Origin of the sequence: Thermococcus celer Vu 13 = JCM 8558 (assembly GCF_002214365.1) — an archaeon.
Lineage (GTDB): Archaea > Methanobacteriota_B > Thermococci > Thermococcales > Thermococcaceae > Thermococcus > Thermococcus celer.
This window is the reverse complement of record NZ_CP014854.1, coordinates 153,644-178,788: the sequence shown is the minus strand read 5'-3', so window position 1 is coordinate 178,788 and position 25,145 is coordinate 153,644. Positions and strand designations below refer to the sequence as shown.

Annotated in this window: 25 protein-coding genes; 7 read left to right on the top strand and 18 right to left on the bottom strand. The window is 59.1% G+C overall.

Features of this window, described 5'->3' with window-relative positions; translation table 11 throughout:
- Nucleotides 1-15 precede the first annotated feature (15 nt).
- From A3L02_RS01055 to A3L02_RS01020, 8 genes are all read right to left on the bottom strand, one after another.
- A complete protein-coding gene (locus A3L02_RS01055; protein WP_088862221.1) occupies nt 16-861 on the bottom strand; it encodes a CBS domain-containing protein in 846 nt (281 codons plus the stop codon).
- 84 nt (nt 862-945) lie between these two features.
- Nucleotides 946-2,151 (bottom strand): sodium ion-translocating decarboxylase subunit beta, encoded by a 1,206-nt coding sequence (locus A3L02_RS01050; protein WP_088862220.1) that lies wholly within the window; start codon nt 2,149-2,151, stop codon nt 946-948.
- Between the two features lie 6 nt (nt 2,152-2,157).
- A complete protein-coding gene (locus A3L02_RS01045; RefSeq protein WP_088862219.1) occupies nt 2,158-2,634 on the bottom strand; it encodes an acetyl-CoA carboxylase biotin carboxyl carrier protein subunit in 477 nt (158 codons plus the stop codon).
- Nucleotides 2,635-2,636: 2 nt separating this feature from the next.
- Nucleotides 2,637-3,014: an OadG family protein gene (locus A3L02_RS01040; protein WP_088863795.1), complete on the bottom strand. Its 378-nt coding sequence runs from the start codon at nt 3,012-3,014 to the stop codon at nt 2,637-2,639.
- A 19-nt stretch (nt 3,015-3,033) separates the two neighbouring features.
- Nucleotides 3,034-4,602: a carboxyl transferase domain-containing protein gene (locus A3L02_RS01035; RefSeq protein WP_088862218.1), complete on the bottom strand. Its 1,569-nt coding sequence runs from the start codon at nt 4,600-4,602 to the stop codon at nt 3,034-3,036.
- A 98-nt stretch (nt 4,603-4,700) separates the two neighbouring features.
- Nucleotides 4,701-5,147 carry a translation initiation factor IF-2 subunit beta gene (locus A3L02_RS01030; RefSeq protein WP_088862217.1) on the bottom strand — a complete coding sequence of 149 codons (447 nt, stop codon included), beginning with the start codon at nt 5,145-5,147 and terminating at the stop codon, nt 4,701-4,703.
- A gap of 56 nt (nt 5,148-5,203) precedes the next feature.
- Nucleotides 5,204-7,255, bottom strand: coding sequence for a minichromosome maintenance protein MCM (locus tag A3L02_RS01025; RefSeq protein WP_088862216.1), 2,052 nt, complete (start codon nt 7,253-7,255; stop codon nt 5,204-5,206).
- Nucleotides 7,255-7,749 (bottom strand): hypothetical protein, encoded by a 495-nt coding sequence (locus A3L02_RS01020; protein ID WP_088862215.1) that lies wholly within the window; start codon nt 7,747-7,749, stop codon nt 7,255-7,257. Before A3L02_RS01020 ends, A3L02_RS01025 begins: the two co-directional genes overlap by 1 nt.
- Nucleotides 7,750-8,079: 330 nt before the next feature.
- On the opposite strand from A3L02_RS01020, the gene A3L02_RS01015 reads away from it, so the two are divergent.
- Nucleotides 8,080-8,592: a metallophosphoesterase gene (locus A3L02_RS01015; protein WP_088862214.1), complete on the top strand. Its 513-nt coding sequence runs from the start codon at nt 8,080-8,082 to the stop codon at nt 8,590-8,592.
- Between the two features lie 92 nt (nt 8,593-8,684).
- Entirely contained in the window at nt 8,685-9,554 is an 870-nt protein-coding gene (locus tag A3L02_RS01010) for a hypothetical protein (protein WP_335755127.1), read from the top strand.
- On the opposite strand, the gene A3L02_RS01005 is transcribed toward A3L02_RS01010, so the two are convergent.
- Nucleotides 9,535-10,125 (bottom strand): hypothetical protein, encoded by a 591-nt coding sequence (locus tag A3L02_RS01005; RefSeq protein WP_088862212.1) that lies wholly within the window; start codon nt 10,123-10,125, stop codon nt 9,535-9,537. The two genes, A3L02_RS01010 and A3L02_RS01005, sit on opposite strands and share 20 nt — an antisense overlap.
- An 87-nt stretch (nt 10,126-10,212) precedes the next feature.
- Between A3L02_RS01005 and rtcA the strand changes: the two genes are divergently transcribed.
- Nucleotides 10,213-11,247 (top strand): RNA 3'-terminal phosphate cyclase, encoded by a 1,035-nt coding sequence (gene rtcA, locus A3L02_RS01000; RefSeq protein ID WP_088862211.1) that lies wholly within the window; start codon nt 10,213-10,215, stop codon nt 11,245-11,247.
- 49 nt (nt 11,248-11,296) lie between these two features.
- Here the strand turns inward: rtcA and A3L02_RS00995 are convergent, their stop codons facing one another.
- The 8 genes from A3L02_RS00995 to shyB form a co-directional block, all read right to left on the bottom strand.
- A complete protein-coding gene (locus A3L02_RS00995; protein ID WP_088863794.1) occupies nt 11,297-12,142 on the bottom strand; it encodes a TatD family hydrolase in 846 nt (281 codons plus the stop codon).
- A gap of 53 nt (nt 12,143-12,195) precedes the next feature.
- The gene (gene pbp11, locus A3L02_RS00990; protein ID WP_335755126.1) at nt 12,196-12,516 is read right to left on the bottom strand and encodes a tRNA-binding protein Pbp11; all 321 of its coding nucleotides are present in this window, start codon (nt 12,514-12,516) and stop codon (nt 12,196-12,198) included.
- Nucleotides 12,507-13,235 (bottom strand): DUF257 family protein, encoded by a 729-nt coding sequence (locus tag A3L02_RS00985; protein ID WP_088862210.1) that lies wholly within the window; start codon nt 13,233-13,235, stop codon nt 12,507-12,509. The genes pbp11 and A3L02_RS00985 overlap by 10 nt, the downstream gene beginning before the upstream one ends.
- On the bottom strand, nt 13,223-13,900 hold the full coding sequence (locus A3L02_RS00980) for a DUF257 family protein (RefSeq protein ID WP_088862209.1): 678 nt from the start codon (nt 13,898-13,900) through the stop codon (nt 13,223-13,225). Before A3L02_RS00980 ends, A3L02_RS00985 begins: the two co-directional genes overlap by 13 nt.
- Nucleotides 13,901-13,972: 72 nt before the next feature.
- Entirely contained in the window at nt 13,973-15,220 is a 1,248-nt protein-coding gene (gene shyA / locus A3L02_RS00975; RefSeq protein ID WP_088862208.1) for an NAD(P)-dependent hydrogenase/sulfhydrogenase 2 subunit alpha, read from the bottom strand.
- Nucleotides 15,217-15,957 carry an NAD(P)-dependent hydrogenase/sulfhydrogenase 2 subunit delta gene (gene shyD / locus A3L02_RS00970; RefSeq protein WP_088862207.1) on the bottom strand — a complete coding sequence of 247 codons (741 nt, stop codon included), beginning with the start codon at nt 15,955-15,957 and terminating at the stop codon, nt 15,217-15,219. Before shyD ends, shyA begins: the two co-directional genes overlap by 4 nt.
- Complete coding sequence (shyC, locus tag A3L02_RS00965; RefSeq protein ID WP_088862206.1) at nt 15,954-16,823, bottom strand: NAD(P)-dependent hydrogenase/sulfhydrogenase 2 subunit gamma; 870 nt, start codon at nt 16,821-16,823, stop codon at nt 15,954-15,956. The genes shyD and shyC overlap by 4 nt, the downstream gene beginning before the upstream one ends.
- The gene (gene shyB, locus A3L02_RS00960; RefSeq protein ID WP_088862205.1) at nt 16,820-17,824 is read right to left on the bottom strand and encodes an NAD(P)-dependent hydrogenase/sulfhydrogenase 2 subunit beta; all 1,005 of its coding nucleotides are present in this window, start codon (nt 17,822-17,824) and stop codon (nt 16,820-16,822) included. The genes shyC and shyB overlap by 4 nt, the downstream gene beginning before the upstream one ends.
- A gap of 167 nt (nt 17,825-17,991) precedes the next feature.
- Between shyB and nuoE the strand changes: the two genes are divergently transcribed.
- The 3 genes from nuoE to A3L02_RS00945 are packed head-to-tail and all read left to right on the top strand — an operon-like array spanning nt 17,992 to nt 23,105.
- A complete protein-coding gene (gene nuoE, locus A3L02_RS00955) occupies nt 17,992-18,456 on the top strand; it encodes an NADH-quinone oxidoreductase subunit NuoE (RefSeq protein WP_088862204.1) in 465 nt (154 codons plus the stop codon).
- Complete coding sequence (gene nuoF, locus A3L02_RS00950) at nt 18,449-20,248, top strand: NADH-quinone oxidoreductase subunit NuoF (RefSeq protein WP_088862203.1); 1,800 nt, start codon at nt 18,449-18,451, stop codon at nt 20,246-20,248. The genes nuoE and nuoF overlap by 8 nt, the downstream gene beginning before the upstream one ends.
- Nucleotide 20,249: 1 nt before the next feature.
- Nucleotides 20,250-23,105, top strand: coding sequence for an NAD(P)-binding protein (locus tag A3L02_RS00945; protein WP_088862202.1), 2,856 nt, complete (start codon nt 20,250-20,252; stop codon nt 23,103-23,105).
- 321 nt (nt 23,106-23,426) lie between these two features.
- Here A3L02_RS00945 and A3L02_RS00940 read toward each other — a convergent pair whose 3' ends face one another.
- Nucleotides 23,427-24,338 carry an asparagine synthetase A gene (locus A3L02_RS00940; RefSeq protein WP_088862201.1) on the bottom strand — a complete coding sequence of 304 codons (912 nt, stop codon included), beginning with the start codon at nt 24,336-24,338 and terminating at the stop codon, nt 23,427-23,429.
- A gap of 199 nt (nt 24,339-24,537) precedes the next feature.
- Here A3L02_RS00940 and A3L02_RS00935 point away from each other — a divergent pair, with 199 nt between their 5' ends.
- Nucleotides 24,538-25,119, top strand: a complete 582-nt coding sequence (locus A3L02_RS00935) for a Flp pilus assembly complex ATPase component TadA (protein ID WP_088862200.1) — start codon at nt 24,538-24,540, stop codon at nt 25,117-25,119.
- Nucleotides 25,120-25,145 lie beyond the last annotated feature (26 nt).

Here is a 25,145-nt window from a genome sequence, read left to right as displayed (position 1 = left end):
GAAGAAAGGAAAGGATCACCTGTTGAGGATGACCTTTATGATGTCCATGTCCCTGACGATGCCGACGAGGTCCCCCTCACCCATTATCACTGGCAGCTGCTCGATGTGGTACTGGGACATCTTCTGGGCGACGTCGTAGACGCTCATGTGGGGCGTCGCCACGATGAGTTCGCGGTTCATTATCTCCGAGACGGGCTTCTTGGGGAGCTGGAGCTCGGCCTTCTCGAAGAGCAGGGTGGGGTTGCTCTCGAGTATCCAGTCCTCCTCGCTCGACGCCGTGAGGGCGGTCTGCTTCATGACCCTGACCACCTCGCTGTCCTTGAGGAGGTCCGTCTCGTCCACCATCCCCACGAGGTTGCCCTCGTCGTCTATAACCGGAATCGCCATGGCGTTGCAGAGGAGAAGGGCCTTGAGGGCGGCTTTTATCGGTGTCCCCTGCCAGACGACGCCGACGTTTTTCTGGTAGTATTTCTCGATCGTCACGTTCTTCAGCTTCTCGTGCTTCGCCAGGTAGCGCCTCACAATGTCGCCCACCGTCAGGATCCCAAGGACGTGCCCCTCATCGTCAACCACCACGACGCGCCTGTAGTCCATGCCGAGCATGGCCCTGACGGCCTTTTTGAGGTCGTCGTCGGGCTTAACCGTTGGGACCTCCCGCCTTATCAGCATGGCGAGCTGGTCCTCGTCCGGGTGGAGCAGAAGGCGTTTTACACTTATGATCCCGGCGAAGGTCTTTGTTTTTTTGTGGATGACAGGGAATGACCTTACCTTATACCTCTTGAACAGCTCGAGGGCGTATTCCCTCGTCGCCGGAAGTTCTATCACGACTGGATCCGGTGTCATCAGAGTCTTCACGCGCATCTCCTTCACCACCGCTTTAACCTAAAGCGTTCTCCCCCTATTTTAAGCTTTTCATTCAAAAATGGACAAAAAGGTGAAGAAGGTCTATCCCAGAACCGAGAGGAGTACCCCAGCCGCCACGGCCGTTCCTATGACGCCGGCGACGTTGGGGCCCATCGCGTGCATCAGGATGAAGTTCCCGGGATCCTCCTCGCTGGCCATCCTCTGGACGACCCTGGCGGACATTGGAACAGCCGAGACTCCAGCGGCGCCTATCATCGGGTTTATCTTTCCTCCGGAGAGCTTCATCATGAGCTTTCCGAGGAGCACTCCACCGGCGGTGGCGCTGGCGAAGGCGACTATCCCGAGCCCGAGTATCTCGAGGGTCTGGGTGGTGAGGAAGCTGTCCGCCCTCATGGTCGAGCCGACGCCGAGTCCGAGGAAGATGGTGACGATGTTCATGAGCTCGTTCTGTGCGGCCTGGCTCAGGCGCTCGACGACGCCGCTCTCCCTGAAGAGGTTTCCTATCATGAGCATTCCGACGAGCGGTGCCGCGGTAGGGACGAGGAGCGCTATGACTATCATGCTGACTATGGGGAAGAGTATCTTCTCCCTCTTGGAAACAGGCCTGAGCTGCTCCATGCGTATCCTTCTCTCCTCCCTGCTGGTCAGGGCCCTTATGACGGGCGGCTGGATGAGCGGGACGAGGCTCATGTAGGAGTAAGCCGCCACCGCCGTCGCCCCGAGTATCTCGGGTGCCAGCTTCGTGGTCAGGTAGATGGTCGTCGGTCCGTCGGCGCCGCCTATGATGCCTATCGAGGCCGACTGCGGCAGGGTGAAGCCCAGGAGGACCGCGGTCAGCATGGCTATGAAGACGCCTATCTGGGCCGCCGCGCCGAGGAGGGCAGTCTTGGGGTCGGCTATCATCGGCCCGAAGTCCGTCATCGCCCCGAGGCCGAAGAATATGAGCAGGGGCACTATCTCCGTCTTCACCAGCGTGTAGTAGATTATATCGAAGAGCCCGGGCGGGCCGTAGTGCTGGTTCAGATAGCTCAGGGTTGCGAACAGGTTGTCCTCCATCCCTTCCGGGAGCTGTGGTGCAACCGGCCAGTTGACGAGGTGACTCAGGGGCAGGTTAACGAGAACCGCGCTGATGCCTATCGGGAGCAACAGGAGGGGCTCCATCTCGTACCTTATGGCGAGGTACACCAGCGTCAGGCCGACCACTATCATGATTACGTTTCCGATGGTCAGGTTGAGCAGTCCCATGCCTCTGAAGAAGTCTATTATCGCCTGTTCCAGTCCTGCCATCTCCCATCACCCGAGTTCTATGAGTGCCTGTCCCGTGTCCACGGTGTCGCCTTCTTTTACGAGGATTTTTTTGATTACGCCGTCTTTTGGGGATGGAATCTCGTTCTCCATCTTCATTGCCTCTAACACGAGCAACCCCTGTCCGGTTTTCACTGAATCTCCTTCCTTCACGAGGATCCTGAGGATCTTCCCCGGCATCGGAGCCGTAACAACACCCTCACCACCCGGAGCCGCCGAAGGAGTTGCTGGAGCCGCAGGGGCGGGGGTTGAAACAGGGGCAACGGGAGCCGCGGCTGGAACCTGCGCTGGAACCGAGGAAGCGGGGGCCTGAACCGAGCTCAGGGCGCCCACGTCTATCCCCAGTCCCTTGGCCTCGACCGTGTACTCCTTCCCGTCAAATGCGACCTTGAAACCTCCGGCCCCGAGTTCCTCAACCTCGACCTCGTACTCAACACCATCGACGATGACCTTGACCTTCGCCATATTCACCACTCCCCGAGTTCGTAGTTAAAGTTCTCCACTTCCTCCATGCTCGACTGGACGCCGTAGAGGCGCCATGCATCTGAAACCTTCCTCCTGAATGGTAAGGGCCTGAGCTGTGCGGCCTTCTCGGCCGTGTAGGCCAAGATAGCGGCGGTTATGACCGCGAGGTCCCTCGGGGGTACGACCGGTTTCTCCTCCTCTGCCTTCTCTTCCCTGGCCTTCTCCTCCGGAGCGGGAACAGGTGCCACCGTTTCCCTCTCGATGAGCCGTCTCTCCAGCCACCCAACGAAGTAAAGGACGAGTGCTAAAATGGCGAGGACCGCGAAGACCACGGTGACTCCGAGGACGGTGATGTCCAGCCCCTCTATGAACGCCTGCATGGATACCATGTCCCACACCTCACAGCGGTATGTTGCCGTGCTTCTTCGGCGGGAGCTTGACGCGCTTGCTCTCCATCGCCTCGAGGGCCATTATCACCCTGCCCCTCGTCTCGGCCGGGTCGATGACGTCGTCGATGTAACCGCGCGAGGCGGCGACGTAGGGGTTGGCGAAGCGCTCGCGGTACTCTGCTATCTTCTGCTGGCGGACCTCCTCGGGGTTCTCGGCCGCGGCAATCTCCTTTCTGAATATGATGTTCGCCGCTCCCTCCGGCCCCATGACGGCTATCTCCGCGGTTGGCCAGGCGAAGACGAAGTCCGCGCCGAGGTGCTTGCTCCCCATCGCCAGGTATGCCCCACCGTAGGCCTTCCTCAGGATGACGGTGACCATCGGAACCGTCGCCTCGGAGTAGGCGTAGAGGACCTTGGCGCCGTGCCTTATGATTCCCCCGTACTCCTGCTGGGTCCCGGGGAGGTAGCCAGGAACGTCGACGAGCGTGACTATCGGGATGTTGTAGGCGTCGCAGGTCCTCACGAAGCGGGCTATCTTATCGGAGCTGTCTATGTCGAGGACTCCCGCAAGGTGTATCGGGTTGTTGGCCACTATACCGACCGTCTGCCCGTTCATCCTCCCGAAGCCGACAACCGCGTTCGGGGCGAAGTAGGGCAGTATCTCGAGGAAGTCGGGGTTCCCGTTCGCGTCCCTGTCGACTATCTCGTATATCACCCCCCTCACGTCGTAGCCCTTGTTCGGGTCGTCCGGGACGATTGAGTAGAGGTTCTCGGTCTTCCTGAAGGGGGGATCGTTCGTCTTGACCCTCGGCGGCTTCTCCATGTTGTTGGACGGTAGGTAACCAACGAGCCTCCTTATGAGGGCAAGAACCTCCTCGTCGCTCTTCCCGATGAGGTGGGCCTGTCCCGAGCGCTGGGCGTGAACCATGGCTCCACCGAGCTGTATGGGAGTAACCTCGACGCCCGTTACGGCCTTGACGACCTGCGGGCCGGTGATGAACATGAAGCTCGCGGGGTTGTCCACCATCAGGATGAAGTCGCCTATGGCCGGGCTGTAAACGGCCCCACCGGCACAGGGGCCCATGATGGCCGTAATCTGGGGAACGACGCCGCTCAGGAGGGTGTTCATCTTGAAGATCTCGCCGTAGCCCTTCAGGGAATCGACGCCCTCCTGTATCCTCGCCCCGCCGGAATCGTTGAGGCCTATAACGGGGGCCCCCGCTTCCAGCGCCAGCTCCATGATGCGCTTGATCTTAGCCGCGTGCATCTCGCCGAGGGAGCCGCCCATGACGGTGAAATCCTGGGCGAACACAAAGACGAGCCTCCCATCGATGGTACCGTAGCCCGTGATGACGCCGTCCGCGGGTAGCTCCCTCTTATCCATGCCGAACTCCGTCGCGCGGTGCCTGACGAAGGCTCCTATCTCTACGAAGCTTCCCGGGTCGAGGAGCTTCTCGATCCTCTCGCGGGCGGTGAGCTTGCCCTTTGCGTGCTGTTTCTCGACGGCCTTTTCGCCGCCCATTTCGAGAACCTTCCTCTTTCTCTCATACAGTTCGCTAACCTTCTCTTCCATGCCCATGAGAACTCCCCCTGATACCTGAGAGCATCGCCTGCTTGTAGTTTGTAAAGTTTAAAAGAGTTTTTATTAGTTCGAAAATCCGGAAAAGAAAAGAGGCTTTAAAGATGCTGGATGGGCGTTTCGGCACCGCAGGCCTCGCATTTGAGGAAGTGGAAGCGTCCCTTCTTGATGATCTTTGTATCGGGGCTTCCACAGACCGGACAGATGACGTAGTCCTTGATGTACTTCTTCATCTTGTTGCCTATGAGGTAGGGGGTGAAGCGTCCCTGGAGGATGACGCGTCTGCCCTCTATGGTTCCCGCGGTTCCGACCTCGCGCAGGATGAACTTGAGCAGGTGGTTCGGGTCTCGGTTCATGGCCTCGGCCATGTCCACGAAGTTCTCGATTATGGTCCTGTTGCCCGCTATGGTGACCCTCGCGGCGGGAACCTCGAAACGGGAATCGTGATGCTTGACGTTCTCGGGGAGTTCCTCGTAAGCCTTGTCGAGCAGGCCCTCGAAATCGTAAAAGTCAACCTTCTTCTCGCTCACTTTCCTCACCTCCATCCTATCTCCGGGGAGGCGTTTATAACCTTTTGGCGTGATGCCGGAAATTGGAGGTATCAGAGCACGCGGTAGAAACCGGCGCGCGGCTCGTATATCCTGGCGTCGCGCTTGAGGTCGTTGAGGAGCTTCTTTATCTCGCCCTCCGAACCAAGACCGGCCCCCTTCGCCGCCTCGATTATCTCGTCCTCCGGTGCCCCGAACTCGCCCTCGCTCTCAAGGTTCTTTATGATGTCGATCATCTTATCTATCTTGTTTATCTTCCTGGAGCTCTTGCCCACCTCGAGTATCGAGACGTCCAGCGTTCCCTCCTCGTCGACGGCGATCTTCCTTATCATGTCCTCGATTATGGCCATCGCCGCCTTCGCGTCCTCCCGCGTCACCGTCTCGCTCAACCGCATCCTCGCGTGGGCCTCGCTGAGCCTTATCAGCGCCTCGAGCTGTCTCGCCGTTATCGGGATGGCCTGCACGCCCTCGTCCTCGCCGGGTCTCTTGAAGCCCTTCCTCATCCTCACGTAGTATCGCTTTATCTCCTCCATGGCCTCCCGGCTTAGAACGGGGTGAACGTTCTTCCTGGCGTAGGCGATGTACTTCTTCAGGAGGTCGTAGGGTATCTTGGGGGTTACGGCCTCGGCCTCCCCCCTCCTAACCTTCAGGATGTGCTCCGCTATGCTCGAGTCCACCTTCTCGTCCGGTTCGTCGAGGAGCAGGAAGATGAGGTCGAAACGGCTGAGCAACGTCGGCGGGAGGTCGAGCTGCTCCGGGAGGGACTTGTGGCGGTTGAAGCGCCCGAACTTCGGATTCGCGGCCGCTATCACCGTCGTCCTCGCGTTCAGGGTTGCGGTGATTCCGGCCTTGGATATGCTTATCGTCTGCTGCTCGAGCGCCTCGTGTATCGCGCTCCTGTCGCGCTCGCTCATCTTGTCGAACTCGTCTATGCATGCGAATCCGCCGTCGGCCAAGACCAGAACCCCCGCCTCGAGGACCCACGAGCCCGTGAACTCGTCCCTAACTGCCGCCGCTGTTAAACCCGCGGCGCTCGAGCTCTTTCCGCTCGTGTAGATGGCCCTCGGTGCCAGGTTGGAGACGTAGCGGAGGAGCTGGCTCTTGGCAACGCCCGGATCTCCCACGAGCAGGACGTGGCTTTCCCCCCTCAGCTTCGTTCCATCGGGCAGGGTTCTCTGGACGCCCCCGAAGAGGGCCAAGGCGATGCCCTTCTTGACCGTTTTGTGGCCCCAGATGGCGGGGGCTATCGAATCGACTATCGCGTCGACGATGTCCTTCCTCCTCGCCAGCTCCCTGATCCTCTGCTCGTCCTCCGGCGAGATCTCAAGCTCTTCAATCTCCTTGCTGAGTTGCTCTATGTGGTTCACCTCGAGGACCTTCTTGAATATCGGCCTCTTGTCCTTCCCCTCGAGTATGACGCGCAGGATCCCCGTGACCAGAACCCTGTCGCCGGGCAGGGCCGTGTCGACGAGGTCATCGAGGAGTATCGCATCGACGAAGCGAGGCATCTGGCCGCCCTTTAAGCTCTCCGGCCTGTCCTGAAGGCGGAAGCTCTGGAAGTTTATGAACCGGCTCTTCTCGACGTCCAGGTCTATGTTCCTCGAGCCGCAGGCGTCGCACTTGGCCGGCTTTACGAGGTTCCCGTAGGGTTTCTGGAGCCGAACCATCTCGTTGCCGCAGTCCTTGCAGACGTAGACCGCCTTCTGGACGAAGGGTTTGACCTCGCTCACGCGGGTGATTATACCCTCCACCTGGATGAGCCTGTTTATGTGCTCGCTCCCGAGTTCCTTGACGAGGAGGGTCCTGGGGAGGTTGTGGAACCTCGCGTGAACCCGGAACTCCTCCTCCTTGAGGAGGGGCGGCTCTCGGAGGACGATCTGGATGGCGTCCTCGGCCGCGGCTATGCTCTCCTCCGGGTTTTCAAGGAGCTCCTCCGCCAGCTCAGGGTCGAAGGAGTTGAGGTGCGTCCAGTCCACCGCCAGCGAGCGTTTGGGGATTACCGTGAGGAGGTCCTTGAGCCTGTTCAGGTAGACCTCGTTCCCGTCGTCGTCAACGTACTCCCTCAGGAAGCGGGCGAAGCGCTCTATCATCTCTTCCCTGTCCATCATCCCTCACCGAGCCACTCGTTTCTGATCTTGGAGAGCTGGAGGTAAACCCTCCTCTCCTCGGGCGAGAGCCTCGAGAGGAGCTCCAGGCTGTTGGGCCTCAGCATTACCGCCTTCAGGATCTTGTTGAAGCGTATCGTCTTCAGGTGCTCCAGCTTCTTCTTCAGGTTGGCGAGCTTGGTAAGCTTGACGTTTATCGTCTCTATTCCCTCGCCGGCGTTCATCCTCACGTAGTTCTCAAGGTAATACATGTAGAACTCGGCCCTCTCGTACAGCCCGGCCGGGATGGGCATCAGGGGCTCGTTCTCCCTCTCTTCGGCTATCGCGCGGTCTATCTCACCTATAACCTTGTCCGCCTCGTCCACGACCTCGACCACCCCGGCCTCCCAGAGCTCCTTAGCCTTCCAGTCCTCGATTAGAACCACGTCACCGGTGTTCCAGTCCCCCAGGGGCCGGAGGATCTTGACAGCTATGACCGCCCTACCCGTGAACATAACACCACCCTCTCCGATGTACCAACGCCAAGGTGCTTTTAACTTTACCTGCAGCGCTTTTAAAAAGCGCCTTTCTACAGCCCTTTGCTAACGCAAAGCTCTGTTCTCACTATCGTTCGAACATCCTGGCGGATGGCGGAAAACTGGCGTGCGGTTTTGAACGGGCTATTTTGGTGGGGATTAGGTTTAAATTGGATGTTTTAGAAGGTTTCACTCTCACAAGGCGCCCAAAGGGCACCAGAACAAAAGTGAAACCTGTTCACCGATCGATCTTGATATCAGCGACGTTAACCCTATAAGCCCAACGCCGTAAATAGCCCGGGTGGGAGCATGCTGATAGGAATAATGAGCGATACCCACGACAACCTTCCGGCCATTAGGAAGGCGGTCGAGCTGTTCAACGGGAGTAACGTAGAGCTGGTCATCCACGCGGGGGACTTCGTGGCGCCCTTCGTCGCGAGGGAGCTTAAGAAACTCAAGGCACCGCTCAAGGGCGTCTTCGGAAACAACGACGGCGAGCGGAAGGGACTCTACGAGGCGCTCGGCATCTACGACGAGATACTGGAGCTCGAGGCCGACGGCATGAAGATAGCGGTGACCCACGGCACCGACGAGCGCATCGTCCGCGCGCTGGCCCAGAGCAGGCTCTACGATGTCGTGATAGTCGGGCACACGCACCGCTACGAGATACGGGAAGCTGGAAGGACGATACTCGTCAACCCCGGTGAGGTCTGCGGCTACGTCAGCGGCGTTAGGAGCGTCGCCTTCCTCGACACGAGGAAGAGAGAGGTGAGGATAATCAACCTCGACACCGGGGAGCTCCTGGGGGCCATGAGTCTCTAACGAGCGTCTCTAACGAGCGTCTCTGGGGGCTTATCGAGACCTTAACGGCCCTCGTGCTTTCGATTTTTCTCAAATCAACGAACGAACCGGCGATGGGTATGGACGATATACTGATTCCGAGGGAAAGGACGGACGCGGTGGTGCTGATAGGGGTTGACGGGGCCGAGCGGGTGGAGTTCATCAAGGTCTACGCGGTCGACGAGGGAACGGCAAAGAGAGCCCTTGAGGAGTTCTTCAACGCCAGGGGCCTCTTTCCGGCCGATTACCGCCTCGTCAGCAGGGGAAGCGAGGACGTTGGGGACAGAAGGGCAATAACCACGAAGAGCGAGGTGGAGCTGAGCTCCTCCCTCGCCCGTCTGGGGCTTAAGTTGCTCTCCAACGGGATCCTCCATCTGGACGGCCTCGAGAGCCTCTATCAGTTCACCCTCGTCAGCGAGTCCCTTTACAGGAGGATAGTTCAAGAGACTCGCCGTGGAGAGGAAGAACCGGAGAGGGCTGAAAAAACGGAAAAAACACTCGAGTTTGAACCCCTCGATGTCCTCTCCCTCGGCGTCGACGTCCTCGTGGAGAACCTCCGCGGTGTCGACCTGGAAAAACTGCTCCCGCCCAAAGCCCGTCTCCTGCGGGAGCCGGAGTTGAGGGAGTTGATAGAGCTGATGGGTGAGGAACGCGATTTTCCCATAGTTGTGGAAACCAGGAACGCGGCGAGGTACTCGGTCCTGGATTTTCCGGCCACGGTTCGTCTCCCGCCCCTGACCGTTGAGGAGTTCGCGGCCGAGCTGTCGGGGAGGCTGGGCTTCAGAGTTGACCCGAAATATTTTAAGGAATATCCTCCCGAGAAGCTCAACCTGAGGAACGTTAAGGCGCTGGCGAAACTGGTTAGGGCGTTGATCGAGAAGAAGGGCTTTTCGGGGGAGGGGGCCCTCTCCATAGCCGTGAGGCTCAACCTCGGAGGGCTTTGAAGTAGCGAACCACCGCTGCCTTGAATTCCCCGTTGTGCTTGCCGAGGGCGGCGTTTATCAGCTCCCTCAGCTTTTCGTCCTCCGCAAGGTAGACGAGGAGCAGTCCCTCATCCGGAATTAACTCCGACATGAAGCCGGTCTTCTCCAGGAACCCCTCCCGGGTGGCGCAGGTTTTCCAGACTTCCAGGACCCTCTTCAGGTAGTTCCTTACCTCCCCGGCCCGCTTCTCGAACCCCAGCCAGTCGATTGAAATCCTCCCACCGGGTGATACGTAGAGGCCGGGGTTTTTGAGGTAATTCCCGAGCCCCTCCCCGAGTTTGGAAGTTAGGAGCTTCTCACGGAACCGTTCGATGGCATCGTAGTCGTCCTGAAGGCGTTTCCTGTCCACGAGGTCGAGCGAATCGAAGAGGGCCACGGCGGTGAGGTAGCAGAGCGCCGGGAACGGAACGTCCGGAAGCTCTATGGAGCCCGGACCAACCCGAACCTTCTCGCCGTTCTTCCTCTCGAGCCTCTCCAGGATCATCCCGAGGGGATAGCTTAAGCTTTTCACGCAGAACTCGAGCTCGTCCATTCTCCCACCGGCGGGGGTTGTTCAACCACGCTAAAAGGCTTTCGTCAGGTTTTTAGGCTGGATCGCTATTTGATCATCGGTGGGAGAATGGAGTGGGTTGAGATAGACGGTTCCTACGGCGAGGGCGGTGGGCAGATACTGAGAACGGCGGTCGCCCTTTCGGTCATCACGGGAAGGCCGGTTCGGATAACCCGAATACGGGCCAACCGCTCCAACCCGGGTCTGAGGCCCCAGCACCTCCACGGAATCGTGGCCCTGAAGGAGCTGAGCAACGCGAGGGTTAAAGGAGCTCAGGTCGGTTCCACCTATCTGGAGTTCGTCCCCGGGGATGCCCGACCGAAGCACGTCAGGGTCCCGATAAAGACCGCCGGCAGTGTAACGCTCGTCCTTCAGGCTCTGCTTCCGGCGATGGCATTCACCGGCGGGAGCTTCGAGGTAACCGGCGGCACCGACGTTCCCTGGAGTCCACCCGTGGACTACCTGAAGAACGTAACCCTCCACGCCCTTGAACGGATGGGCCTTAGGGTTGAGCTCGAGGTAAGGCGGCGCGGTCACTACCCGAAGGGCGGCGGGCTTGTAGTTGGTAGGGTCGAGCCGTGGGAGGAGAGGAGACCGCTCATAGCCCTTGAGTGGAGGAGGATAGAGCGCTTCTCCGGTATAAGCCACGCGACAAACCTACCTTCCCACGTTGCCGAGAGGCAGGCAAAAGCGGCCGAGGAGAGGCTCGGGGAGCTCTACAACGTTCCCGTGGAGATCGAGAGGGAGGTCTCGCGCTCGCTCGGGCCGGGGAGCGGCGTAGTCGTGTGGGCCGAGACGGATGGTCTGAGGCTCGGAGGCGACGCCCTCGGAAAACGGGGAAAACCCGCTGAAGTCGTCGGGAGGGAAGCGGCGGACGAGCTTGTGGAGGCACTGACGCCCGGAAAAGCCGTCGATAGGTTCCTCGGCGACCAGCTGATACCGTTCCTGGCCTTCGCGGGCGGGGAAATCGGGGTTTCGGAGATAACGAGCCACCTCGCCACCAACGTCTGGGTCGTGGAGCGCTTTCTGGGGAGAACCTTCGAGGTGGAGGGTGACGTCGGAGAGCCGGGGGTCGTGAGGGTGGTGAGGAGGGCTGGGGTTTAGGTTTTTTGCTTCGCGGCGAAGGCGTTAAATCAAACTCGAGAAATTCCCATCATTCCTCGGGGTCTATCCCGTAGACCTTCCGCGGGTTCCCCACGTGGATTTTGTAAACGTCCTCCTCCGTGAAGAGCCCGTTCTGGAGGAAGGCCTTCGTCCTCCGCGGAACCGTTTTCGGGCCGAGAACCGCACCTGGCCTGCTCTTGTCGTCGATGTAGTCCGTCTCCATCATGAAGCGGTTGCCCTGCGATATCGCCTCCCTGATGTTCTTCCTGCTCGCTATGACGCTCGGGAACACCCCGACCTCCTCCGCGACCTTAACGAGGGGCGGTGAGAAGTGCTTGACGACCTTATACGGCTTTATCCCGACCTCCCTAACGTACTCCCCGAGCTCCCTGAACCTGGCCTCGTCGAAGCTTTCGGTGTGGAGCTGAACCGCGCAGTCGGCTTCCTTAGCTAAGGCCATCCCGTACTTCATCAGCTCGATGCTCGCCTCCCAGATATCCGGGGAAACCTCGTAATGCGGCCTGCCTATCTCGCCAATGGCTACCGCCTTCCCCTCGAGGCAGAGCCTCTGGGCGTACTCGAGGGCTTTCCTCACCTCGTCCTTCGCGTACTTGAGCCCCCTCTTCTCCGCGAGGTAGGCGAACTCGGCCGGGTGGACGCCGACGACGGCGTAGGCCTTCACGGGAGTTTCCTTGTTTATCCTCTCGACGAGCCCGATGTGGAAGTCCATGGCTTTCATGAAGTCCTCCACCTTGAGCCCGGGAAAGCCGTAGTCGTGGGCGCTCTTGTACACGACCATGAGGTGCGTTCCCCCAGCTCTGTGGAACTGCTTAACCGCCTCGAGGAAGAGCCCGTGGAAGGGATCAACGTGGAAGTGGTCGTCAAGGATTATCATCGCCCTCACCTCTTTAATGAGCCTCCTCGGGTCTGTAAACATCGATAAGCGTCTCAGGATTGATAGACCTCGAGCCCCTCCCCCTCTTCGCACGGGATTTCGTGTTCCAGCATCAGGGCGACCCTATCACCCGCGATCGCGAAGTCTATCTCCATGTGGTCCCTCTCAATTTTCATTATCGGACTAACTGCCCTTCCCTTCACCTTGTAGCCGGTGTAAATTATTCCTTCGATGACCTCGCCGATCAGGACCTGCCTCGAGGAAACCTTAAGTGACCTTTCAACCCTGAACCTTCCCACCGGGTTTCTGGAGGCCACCCCTATTTCGTTGTCATCCCTTTTTCCGAGGAGACGGCGTAGAATGCTCAGCTCCACCACCCCAGTGCCTCCCGTGGGGAGACGATGATGTGTTGTTTATTGCTCAGCAGGGCCAGTACCGACTTGTAGAGCGTTAACCTGATGAGTTCCCCATCGTTTTCCAGTTCGATTACTGAGGTCGCTATGTCCTCCAGCATAGGGAGGGGGTTGGGATTCGTGTTCTCCAGGACGGCCGGTTCCATGAGGTACACGTTTATATCCTCCGAATTCCCGAGCTTCTGGCTTAAAAGGTTCGTATCCCCGAGTTTTTGTCTTATAAGGCTCATGAGAATGTACGTGCTGTAAACGTCGTTTTGGAGCGTTAGGAACCTTTCCAGGCCGAGAACCAGATGGATGTATCTGCCGTTGGGTTTTACCTCCTCAAGCTTTCTTTCGAGTTTTCTCTGATAGACGCCGGGGTCGTTCTCAAAATTTATCCGACCCAGGACGTTCCCGAATTCCTGAGTCCCTCCCACCTTGATGACGTTAACGTCGCGTTCGTCGATGGAAACTCCCATTATCTCAAGGTGTTTCATGTAAACCGGAAGGGTGTCGAAGATGTCCTCCACGATGAGGGGAATGTTCCGCGTTTTCGAGTAACTGACCAGGGCATGCAGTACGAACTCCCCGCCGAGGAAAGCCCTGTTTTCAATCACCGTCAATCCACCCGGCAGAAGTTTATCCATCAGGGCGTTCAAGTCCCGCCCTGAACTCATCACCGCCTTTACTGTCTCCATCGTGACCACCTCCCGACGGTGATTCTAAGCTCTCTTCCGATCATCTCGGGGTTGATGCTCTTCAGGACCCTCACGGTGGCACCGCTCGGGTAGGGGAACACCTCCATTACCGTCGTCGCTATCCTCTCGAGTTCGGGCATCACGTTGAACGGGAGACCACGAACAACGTCTTCGTTGATGAGGTAAAATGCCTTCCTCTCTTTTCTCCCCACGAACCGCTGGATCGCCAGGAGGAGGCGATAAACGTCCGATGGCCGTTGTACCAGCAGGAAGAGGTTCTCGATTCCAAGAACGAGGTTTAACATAGGGGGTTGTAGGTCGTTGAAGGCCTTTCTACTCGCTTCCTCGTAGTTCTCAAGGTAGACCCTTGGGTCCGGATGGAAGGGCACCCTGGTCACCACGTTTCCGACCTCGTACTTTCCGCCTGTTTTAACGACGTACACCCCATCGAGGTCGAGGGGAAGGCCCAGGGTTTTGGCGTGAATCGCTATGGTGTTGAGGGAATCGAAATTGTCATCCACGAGCAGGGAGACCCCCCGTTCTTTGGAGTAGTCAATGAAGAACCTCAGGATGAACTCCGGGATGTACGATGTATGATACTTCAGCAGAACGCTCTCCCCGGGAAGAATTGAGTCTATGATCTCGGCGACGTTATCCAAGTCCATCGGCCTCACCTTTTAAAAGTTAATTCTTAAAAAGATATAAACGTTTTTGCGCCAAAAATTGAGAAAGGTGGACTACAGGTTCACGAGGTGCACCGAGCAGGATATGCACGGGTCGAAGGCCCTCACCGTCTCCTCGAGCCTCTTTACCATCTCCCCCTCGTCCGTCTCGCCGTAAAGCCCCCGGGCCTCCGTCAACAGGCTCGCTTCGATCATTGCGTGGTTCAGCGCGGTTGGGGTTATTATGTTCGAGTAAGTTACGTTGCCGCTGGCGTCCATTCTGTAGTGGTGTATTAGAACCCCCCTCGGTGCCTCGACGTAGCCGATTCCTTCCCCCTCCCTCGGCTCAACGGGGACGTTCTCCCCTTCGATGCCCCTATCGAGGAGCCTCCTCGCTATCTCTTTTGCCCTCTCAATGGAATACACGAGCTCTATAGCCTGGGCGAGGTTGTTGTAACTCACGTATCCGGTCTCCAGTTTCTCCCCGTGTTCCTCGAAGAGCCTCCTGGCGGTGGGTGTCAGCATGCTCGACTTGAGTAGGAGCCTCGGCAGGGCCCCGACAAGGAAGGTTTCCCCCATGTAGTGGCTCTGCTTGGCAAAGCTGTAGACGGGGGAGCGCTCCTCTATCCTCTCTGTGTAGTGGAACTTCCCTCCTTCGTCCGATATCAGCCTTTCACCCCATAGGTAGCCGTCGGTGGCAACGAAGTGGCCCGCCCGGGCGCCGTAGGGTTGGAGCCGGGCAAAGAGTCTCACGGAGCGCTTTGCCAGCCGGAGGAGGGCTTCGCTCTCCCTCTCAATCCTCTCGAGCTCTTCGACGGTCGGGTACCTCCCAAAGCCACCGGGTTTTACGTTTATGCCGTGTATCTCCCTTCCTCCCACGAGGACCCTCAGTCTGTTACCGAAGGCCTTGATGGCCAGCCCCTCCCTCACGAGTTCGCCGTGCCTGCTCGCCATCCTTATGGCGTCGGGATAGCCGAACAGGTCGGGTGCGACGAGTAGGTACAGGTGGAGTGAGTGACTCTCGAGGAACTCCCCTATCAACCCCAGCTCCCTCAGGAGGCTTACCTCCTCGGGCACCTCGACCCCGAAGGCCCTCTCGATTCCAATGACCGAGGCGACGCTGTGGGCGAGGTAGCAGATGGCGCATATCCTCGCCTCCAGGTCGGGTACGTCTCGGTAGTGCCTTCCCAGGGTTAACAGTTCAAAAAAGCGCGGGCCTTCAATTATCTTGAGCCTAACGTCCTTTACCTCGTCGTCCTCGATGACTACCTCGGCTTTGCCGTTGCCCTCAACGCGCGTGAATTCCCGGGTCTCGATTATCATGGCTCCCACCTCGAGAAGGTCTTGAACTTCCTCAAGATGTATTCCTCATCGTAGCCGAGGCTCTTCAGTACCTCGTATTCCCCGGCAGGGTTCACCTCTCCGGGCAACGGCCCGCGGCACCCTATGCACCCGAGGCCCGATCTCAGGCAGACGGCGTTGCAGCCCCCGTAGGTTATCGGACCGAGGCAGGGGAGGCCCTTCTTCACCAGCACGCACTCGTACTCGTTGAGCTTGCACTCGAGGCAGACGGGGTAGTCCTTCCTCACGGGCTCGACGCCTTTGGCTATGTCGATGAGCGCCTGATAAACCTCCTCCTTATCGTAGGGGCATCCAGGAAGGGCGAAATCGACGGCCACGTACTCAACGACCGGTTTGGAGTCGAGGGCGCCCATCGGGTTTCCACCGTCTCCGTAAACGGCCTTCAGCTTTTCCCTGATCGGCATTTCAACGCTCGCCTGAACCGAACCGTGGGTCGCGCAGGTTCCGAGGGCTATCAGGTAGTCCGAGCGGTTCCTAACATCCTTGAGGAGGTTCAGGTCGCGCCTCGTCGAGACGGTTCCGGTCACGAGGGCGACGTCGTAGTGGGTTCCTCCATCAAGGCTCGTTGCCATGTGGAACTCCTCTATCTCGTAGAATTCGAGGAGATCGAAGAGCCTCTCGTAGAGGAAGAGCATGTTCAATGCACAGCCGCCGCAGTCCGTAAGCTCAAAGACCCCGAGCTTGAGCTTCTCCATCATATCAGCCCCCTCGTGGAGAGAGCGTCCCAGTAGGTGAAGACCGGCCCGTCCTGACAGATGTACTTTATGGAAACGCTGGTTCCGACGATGCAGTGGCCGCACTTGCCCACCCCACAGCGCATTCTCCTCTCGAGGGTCATGTAGATCCTACCCGGCGAGAGCCTTCTGTCGAGGAGCTCCCTTATGACGAACCTGTACATCACGGGCGGGCCGCAGATGAGGGCGTAGGTGTTGTTCACGTTGAACTCCTCGCCCCGGAACAGGTCGGTGACGACGCCCCTGCACACCCTGTCCGAGAAGCCCCTCTCAAGGTAGATGCACGATGGGCTCTCAACCTCGTAGGCGAGCTTTACCGAGCAGTTCATGGCCTCACCGTGCTTCAGCAGGTGGATTACCTCGTCACGGAAGAGTATGTCCTCGTAGGCCTTGGTCCCGTAGAAAAGGTGGACGTGCCCGTACTTTCCCGTGTCTATGGCGTACCAGAGCACCGAGCGGAGGGGGGCCATGCCCAGGCCGCCGGCCACGAGGATGAGGTTGGAACCCTCCATCCGCTCCATCGGGAAGCCGTTTCCGTAGGGCCCGCGAATCCCTATGATGTCGCCCTCCTTCATCCCGTGTATAAACTTGGTCATCCTGCCCGCTTTTCTGATGCAAAGCTGGAGGTAACCCTTCCTCGTTGGAGACGAGCAGAGGCTTATCGGGAACTCGCCGAAGCCCCGAACATCGACGATGACGAACTGACCCGGTCTGAAGCTGAAGTTCGCCCCGACCTCGGGGTCAACGAAGCGCAGCGTGAAGAGCTTCTCCCTCGGCGTAAGGTCCTTAACCTCCAGAATCCTCGCGTCGTGGCTCATGTACGGGTTCATTGGAGCGACCCCCTGACCTCCTCAAGAACCCCGACGTGCTCAATCTTCGCCGGGCAGAACTCGTCGCATCTCCCGCAGCCGACGCAGTTGTAGCCCGCCGAGGGGTCGAAGTAACTCTTGCAGTAGTAGCGGTGCCTGAAGCGGTCCAAGCGCGTTGGCCTGAAGTTGTGGCCCCCGGCGACCAGACCATGGTTCTCCATGAAGCACGAGTCGTACCTCCTCTCGCGCACCGCGCCGTACGCGTCCGTCCAGCGGTCGCATACCTCGTAGCATCTGCACGTTGGGCAGACCATGTTGCAGTTGCCGCAGCCGAGACATATCTCCGCGTACTTCTTCCAGACCGGGCTGTTGTAGGCCAGATCGAGCATGTCGGCCAGGCCCCCCTGTGGAAGCTCCCTCCGGAAGGAGTTAGCCCTCCTCTCCTCGAACTCTCTGAAGTTGGCCAGGTCTTCATCGGTCACCTCCTCGAACAGCTCGCCGTGTCTCCAGGCTATCTCGTGCCCGCGGACGCTGCCTATCCTCACGAGCCAGCCGTCCGGTAGCTCGTGCAGGAAAAGGTCGAAGCCGTCCATGGCGAAGTGCGTTCCTAGGCTCTTGCAGAAGCAGTATTCGTCGGGCATGCAACTTATTCCCACTATCAGTGTGGCTTCCCTTCTCCTCAGGTAGTAGGGGTCGACGGGTTCGTTGAGGTACACCCCGTCGAGTATCTTGAGGCCGTGGATGTCGCAGGAATGGAGGCCGAAGAGGACAGTCGGCTCCACGTTGGTTTCTTCTTCCCAGTGGCCGTTTTTCAGCCTTAGAATGGTCTCTCTGGGCCCCACAAAGAACTTCTTCGGCGGGAGCATGGTTCTGTTGTAGTCGAGGGCCATCTCCGCCGGGTCCCCAACCTCCTGGAAGGAGTAGACCTTTCCCTTCTTCACCGGCCCGTACACCCTGCCCCACTCCCTGAGGGAGTTGAAGAACTTCCCAAAATTTTCGGAAGGTAATTTTATGTACCTCAAGGGCATCACCGCCACGGAGGGCATTACAATTTTAAGTTTGTAAAGGAGTGATTTAAGAATTTTTCAAACAAATGGTTGCCAACCAGATGTTACAAACCCGTGCTTTAGTGCACTTTTATAAGCATTGAGGTTGAGATTTTTCCAGAAGATCCTCGCGGTGATGCAAGATGGAATCTTCCCTTGATTATATCCGCTCCTACCCGGCGGAACCGAGCTCGCTGATTCCCCTTCTCCAGCGAACCCAGGAACGGTTCGGTTACCTCCCCCGTGAGGCCCTCGAGGAGATAGCCGACTACCTCGGGGTACCGCTCAGCAGGGTTTACGGTGTCGCCACGTTCTACGCCCAGTTCCGCTTCGAGCCCCTCGGAAAGTACGTCGTCAGGATCTGCCACGGCACGGCCTGCCACGTGAACGGTGCCGTCAACGTATCCGGCGCCATAACGGAGGAACTTGGAATCGGGGAGGGGGAGACGACCGAGGACGGACTGATAACGCTCGAACGCGTCGCCTGCCTCGGATGCTGCAGTCTGGCCCCCGTCATAATGGTGAACGATAAAGTCTTCGGCAAGCTCACGCCTGAGAAGGCCAGGAAACTGATGCGGGAGCTCAGGGAGGGGAAGCTCGATGTCTGAGATAAAGGCCATCGCCGTCGGGATGAACTCCTGCGGCATAGCGGCCGGCGCGAGGGAGACCTACAAGGCCATAAAGGCCGAGCTCGAGAGGCGGAAACTCGACGTCAGGCTCAAGATAGTTGGCTGCGTCGGCATGTGTTATCGCGAGCCCCTCGTTGACGTCATCACTGGTGGGGAGATAATCACCTACGGCCACGTCGACCCGAAGAAGGTGCCGAGGATAATAGAGGAGCACGTTATCAACGGAAAACCCGTAGAGGAATGGGTGGTGAAGAGGGACCGGTGGGAGAACGGCGAGAGGAAAACCTGGGACGTCGACGGCTATTTTGCCCGGCAGAGGAAGATAGTGCTGGAGAACTCCGGTTACATAGACCCCGAGAACATCGACGAGTACATAGCGGTCGGGGGTTACGAGGCGCTCAGGAAGGCCCTGGAGATGGAGCCCGAGGAGATAATAGAGGTCATCACGAAGTCCGGCCTGAGGGGAAGGGGCGGTGCCGGATTCCCGACCGGCCTGAAGTGGAAGTTCGCGAGGGAGGCCAGGGGCGATGTAAAGTACGTGGTCTGCAACGCCGACGAGGGCGATCCGGGGGCATTCATGGACAGGAACGTGCTTGAGGGCGACCCCCACCGCGTCATAGAGGGCATGATAATCGGTGCCTACGCCATCGGGGCGAGCAAAGGTTTCATCTACGTCCGCGCAGAGTACCCGCTCGCGATAAGGAGGTTGAGGATAGCGCTGAAACAGGCCAGGGATAGAGGCTTCCTCGGCGAGAACATCCTCGGGAGCGGTTTCTCCTTCGACATCGCCATCAAGGAAGGTGCCGGGGCGTTCGTCTGCGGTGAGGAGACTGCCCTGATAGCCTCGATAGAGGGAAAGCGCGGGATGCCGAGGCCGAGGCCGCCCTACCCCGCCCAGAAGGGCCTCTGGGGCAAACCCACGAACATCAACAACGTGGAGACATGGGCCAACGTCCCGTGGATAATCAAGCACGGCTGGGAGGCCTACGCGTCCATAGGAACCGGGAAGAGCAGGGGCACAAAGGTCTTCGCGCTGTCGGGCAAGGTAAAGCGCGGCGGAAACGTCGAGGTGCCGATGGGGATGACGCTCAGGGAGATACTCTACGAGATAGGCGGGGGCACAAAAACCGGCAAGAGGATAAAGGCGGTTCAGCTTGGCGGCCCCTCGGGTGGCTGTATCCCGGAGCGTCTCTTCGACACGCCCGTCGACTACGAGAGCGTCAACGCCACCGGAGCCATCATGGGTAGCGGCGGGATGGTCGTCATGGACGAGGACACCTGCATGGTGGACGTGGCGAAGTTCTTCCTCGACTTCACGGTCAAGGAATCCTGCGGAAAGTGCACCTTCTGTCGCCTCGGGACGAAGAGGATGTGGGAGATCCTGGACAGGTTCACGCGGGGGGAGGCGACGGAGGAAGACCTTCAAAAGCTTGAAAGGCTCGCCTATCAGGTTAAGGCCGGCTCCCTCTGCGGCCTCGGGCAGACCGCTCCGAACCCTGTTCTAACGACCCTGCGCTACTTCAGGGACGAGTACCTCGCCCACATAGAGGGCAGGTGTCCGGCCAGAGTTTGCAAACCGCTCATCAGGTACGTCATCGTGGCGGATAAATGCACCGGCTGCACGGCGTGCGCCATATTCTGCCCGGTCAAGGCCATCAGCGGTGAGAGGCTCAGGCCCCACGTCATCGACCAGGAGGCGTGCATCAAGTGCGGAACCTGCTACGAGGTGTGCCGCTTCAACGCCATAGAGGTGAGGACGGGGGGTGAGTGAGATGGTCAGGATGAGGGTAAACGGAAAAGAACTTGAGGCCTCCGAAGGGAAGCCCCTCATAGAGTTCCTTCGCGAAAACGGAGAGCACGTGCCGGGGTTCTGTTACTCGGGCGAGCTTGACCCCTACGGCTCCTGCAGGCTCTGCCTCGTCTCCACGCCGAGGAGGGTTACAACCTCGTGCACCCTGAAACCGATGGAGGGGCTTGAGCTGAAGACCCTGAGCGAGGAAGTCGTCTCGATGAGGAAGACCGCACTCGAGCTCATGCTCTCCGACCACTACGGCGACTGCATAGGCCCCTGTCAGGACGGCTGTCCGGCCCACAGCGACGTTCAGGGCTACCTCGCGCTCATAGCCATGGGGAAGTACCACGAGGCCGTTAAGCTGATGAAGGAGAAGTACATCCTGCCCGCGGTGCTCGGAAGGGTCTGCCCGGCCTTCTGTGAAGAGGCCTGCAGGAGGAACCTCGTTGATGAGCCCCTGGCGATAAGGCAGCTCAAGCGCTTCGCGGCGGACTACGATCTTGAGCACGGCCCCTGGATGCCCGAGATCCCCCCTTCCACGGGAAAGCGGGTCGCGGTTGTCGGAGGGGGCCCCGCGGGTCTCGCCTGCGCCTACTACCTGAGGACGATGGGGCACGAGGTGACGATAATCGAGGCCATGCCCCAGCTGGGCGGGATGATGCGCTACGGGATCCCGGCCTACAGACTGCCGAGGGACGTCCTCGATATGGACATCGCGACGGTGGTGAACACCGGGATAGAGGTGAGAACCAACACCGCCCTCGGGAGGGACGTGACCCTTGAGGAGCTGAGGGAGGGGTACGATGCCGTCTTCCTTGGCGTTGGGGCGTGGAGGAGCAGGAGAATGCGGATTCCGGGTGAGGAGCTCGAGGGGGTCATGCACGGCATAGAGTTCCTCAGGAGGGTTAACACTGGCGAAACGGTCGGACTCGGGGAGCGCGTCTTGGTAGTTGGTGGCGGAAACACGGCCATGGACGTTGCGAGAACCGCTTTGAGGCTCGGCGCTGAGGTCACAGTCGTCTATCGCCGCTCGAGGGAGGAGATGCCGGCCAACCCGCGGGAAGTGGAGGAGGCGATGGAGGAGGGAGTGAAGTTCCTCTTCCTGGCGAACCCCGTGAGGATCCTCGGCGACGGAAGGGTTGAGGGGGTGGAGCTGATCAGGATGCGCCTTGGCGAGCCCGATGCGAGCGGCAGGAGGAGACCGATACCCGTGGAGGGCTCCGAGTTCAGGGTTAGGGCCGACAACGTTATCCTCGCGATAGGCCAGTACTGCGACGAGGAGTTCCTGAGGAGCCTCGGCGTGGAGGCGAGGCGCGGAAGGGCCGTGGTGGACGAGGTGACGCTCCAGACGAGCGTTCCGGGGGTCTTCGCGGGGGGCGACCTCGTTCTCGGCCCCTCAACCGTCATAGAGAGCATCGCAACGGGGAGAAGGGCGGCGGTGATGATAGACCTCTACCTGAAGGGCAAGCTTGAGAGGGCCAGGGAAGTGCTGACGGAACCCGAGAAGCACATCGAGGACGTCCTGAAGGACGAGGATCTTTACAGGGTTCTCTTCGACCTCAGGCCGTACAACCACTGGAAGAGCGTCACGGAGAAGGACTACGGGCACGTGGAGAGAAAGCCGAGGGCGAGGGTCGAACTCCTCGAGGTGGAGAGGAGGAAGAGAACCTTCGAGGAAGTGGAGCCGGGCCTTACGGAGGAGCAGGTCCTTGAGGAGGCGGGGCGGTGCATGAGCTGTGGCTGCATGGAGGTTTTCAGGTGCAAGCTCAGGGAATACGCCACCCTCTACAACGCCGAGGGGCATGCCTTCGAGGGGGAGACCAACAGGTTCGAAATAGACGAGAGCCACCCATGGGTCACCCTCGACAACAACAAGTGCGTCCTCTGTGGCCAGTGCGTCAACTTCACCCACGAGGTCTCCGGGGAGGGGGTTGTTGATTACCTCTTCCGGGGATTCGGGACGAAGATCTCTCCGCCACCCGGCGAAAACCTCGGCGATTCCCGGGGCAGGTTCATCGGTGAGATGATAGACCTATGCCCCGTTGGGGCCATCACGGAAAAGGTCCCCTTCGTAAAGCCGGGCCCGTGGAAGACCCGGGCGGTGAGAACGGTCTGCAACGGCTGCTCCCTCGCCTGCGAGATGGCGGTGGAGGTCTACGACGGCATGCTCGTAAGGGCCTCGCGCGTGGACGACTCGTGGAACCGGCACATCTGCGACCACTGCCGCTTTGACAGGCCCTGGGCCGGGGACCTGAGCGGGCCGCTCCTCAACGGGAGGCCTGTGGGCTGGGAAGAGGCCAGACGCTTCATCTCGGAGAGGAGCTACGCCCTGATTCTGACGCCGAACCTGACGAACGAGGAGATAGCCTTTTTCATGGAGTTCGCCGGGAAGAGGGGCATCCCGATAGGCTCCACCGTCAGGGGCGGCCTCTCGACGGCGACGCTCGAGGACATCAAAAGGGCCGGGCGGGTTCTCCTCAGGGCGGACGTCGAGAAGTTCCCGCTCCTCATGATACTCCTCAGGGGCAAGGAAATTGTTGAGGATGGCTACGACGTTGCGATAATTGAGGGTGGAGAGCCGCTCGGGGTGCCGACGCTGATCCTCCACGAGGGCGTCAATTCAATGGGGCTGCTGAAGGCGGGTATAAAGGGAATCCCCGAGAGCGACGCCTACGTTGTCATAGGGGAACCTGGGATGGAGCTCGGGGGCGATGTACTGGTGGTTCCCGCGGGAATCTGGGCCGAGAAGAGCGGAACCGTAACGAACGCCTTTGGGATGGAACTGAGGGTGGAGGCGGCGAGGGAAGGCTACTCGCCCCTCGGGCTTTTCTCTTGATCTTCCACATTTTTAGTTCCCCCGGTAGAGGTCATGGAAACTTTAGAATAATCATGATCACACAAAAGTTCATCGACAGGGAGGAGAAACTGGAGGTTCTGAGAAGGGCGTTCAGGAGGGCTGAAAGACCGGGAGGAGTACTACGGCCTGATGGCCAGAGATCTTGAAGGAAAAGGGGCGTTGAGGGGTGGTGGCTACCCCGTCTGGGATCTCGGAGATTTTGGGGATTTGCCCCGAGGGTTAGGTGTTTTTATCTTTGACGGTCTCCACCATCCCCATTCCCTTTCATGTACTCCTCATATAATTCCACCGAGTGGGCCCTCAGATAACCGCGGGAACGCCCGGTACCCTCGGGAACGGTTGCACCTCCGCGATATGCTTCGCGCCGACCATGTAGCGGACCAGCCTCTCGACGCCGATTCCCGCTCCCGCGCTCGGTTTCAGCAGGCCGGCCCTTGCGACCTCGAGATAGGGCCTGAAGGCCTCGAGGCTTATCCCGGCTCTTCTCATCTTCCTCACTATCACGCCGTACTCCCACTCCCTCTCGCCTCCACTCGAGACCTCGCCGTAGCCCTCGGGAAGGTATAGGTCGTAGTTCCTGAAGTGACCGGGTCTCTCCGGGTCTTCCCTGTCGTAGAACTCCCTCTCGATGTCCGTTATCCAGAAGGGCTCTTCCATGGCCCTGCTCGCTTCCTCCTCGTCCCCGAACTCCCCCCGGATTTCCTCCAGCGTGAATCTTTTGAAAGGTGGCCTTACCTTCGGCACCTCCCTCCCGACGAGTTCCCCGACGGGATCCCTCATCTCAAGGAAGAGGCCGCTTATGAGTTCCTCTATGAGGCCCATGACGTCGTCCATGCTCGCGTGCGCCATCTCGAAGTCGAGCTGGGTGAACTCGTAGGCGTGCCTGCCATCGTCCGCACTCTTTCCCTCGAGCCGCACGTTGGGCGAGAGGACGAAGAGTCTATCTATCCCCATGGCCACCGCCATCTGCTTGTGGAGTATCATGCTGTGGGTGAGGCGGAGCTTGGCTCCGTAAACCTCCACCTCAGGCGGTCTGAGGGCCTCTTCCGCCGCGGGGTCGGGCCAGAGGGGGTCGGTGATGGAGCTGAGCATAACCGGGAGGAGCCACTTGAAGCCCCTGCCCACCATGTACCTCGTCATGTAATCGACGACCCTCGTCTGAACTTCCATCACGGGTTCAATCTTCCTGGTCACAATTTGTAGAGCGTTCATAGCTATCACCTAATTTCTGTCACCTCTCTTCTCCCTTATGGCTTTTGTGCAATATCTTTTGGATTTTGGACAAAATATGACACTAAATAGTGGTTATTTTCGAACAAAAGACAATATATGGCCCATTTGTTGACTTTCATGGGCATCCCCCGGCGATACCGTTATAACATCGGCCGGAAACCTTATACGGTGGTAAAGCATGGGGGTCTACATATTCACGCCGGAAGACCTGATACGCTACGGTTCGGCCACCCCGGAACAGCTTGAGGTTTTGAAGAACGCGGTTCTCTCCAGGAAGGACATCCTCGTGGTCGGATCCAGCCGCTCGGGTAAGACCAAGCTGGTGGAGGCCCTGATGCACTTCGTACCCGACGACTGGAAGGTGGCGGTTGTAACGGCCTACGGTGAGTTCAAGCCCTTCAAGCCGAACATCGCCGTCATAGACACGCGCTTCGACAGTATGTCCCTGGAGAGGCGCACGTCGGAGGTAATCTCGAAGATCAAGGATTTGAACCCGGATTACGTTGTCGTCGATACCGTTCACACGATTGACGTCGCCCGTCTCTTTCGGGAACTCATAGACGACTACGCCTTCATCGTGACCTCCCTCGCCCTCACGGACGACATAAAGGGGGAGGTTGGCCACTGGCTCGGAATAAGCGGTGAGACCTTCGACAAGTTCGACGTCGTCGTGGAGCTCAGGAGGGACTGGAGAACTGGGATGAAGAGGATAAATCGCGTTTACGAGGTAAAGAACGGGGAGCTGAGGGGGGTCGTTTAGCCCCCTTTGTCCTTTCCACTAAAAAC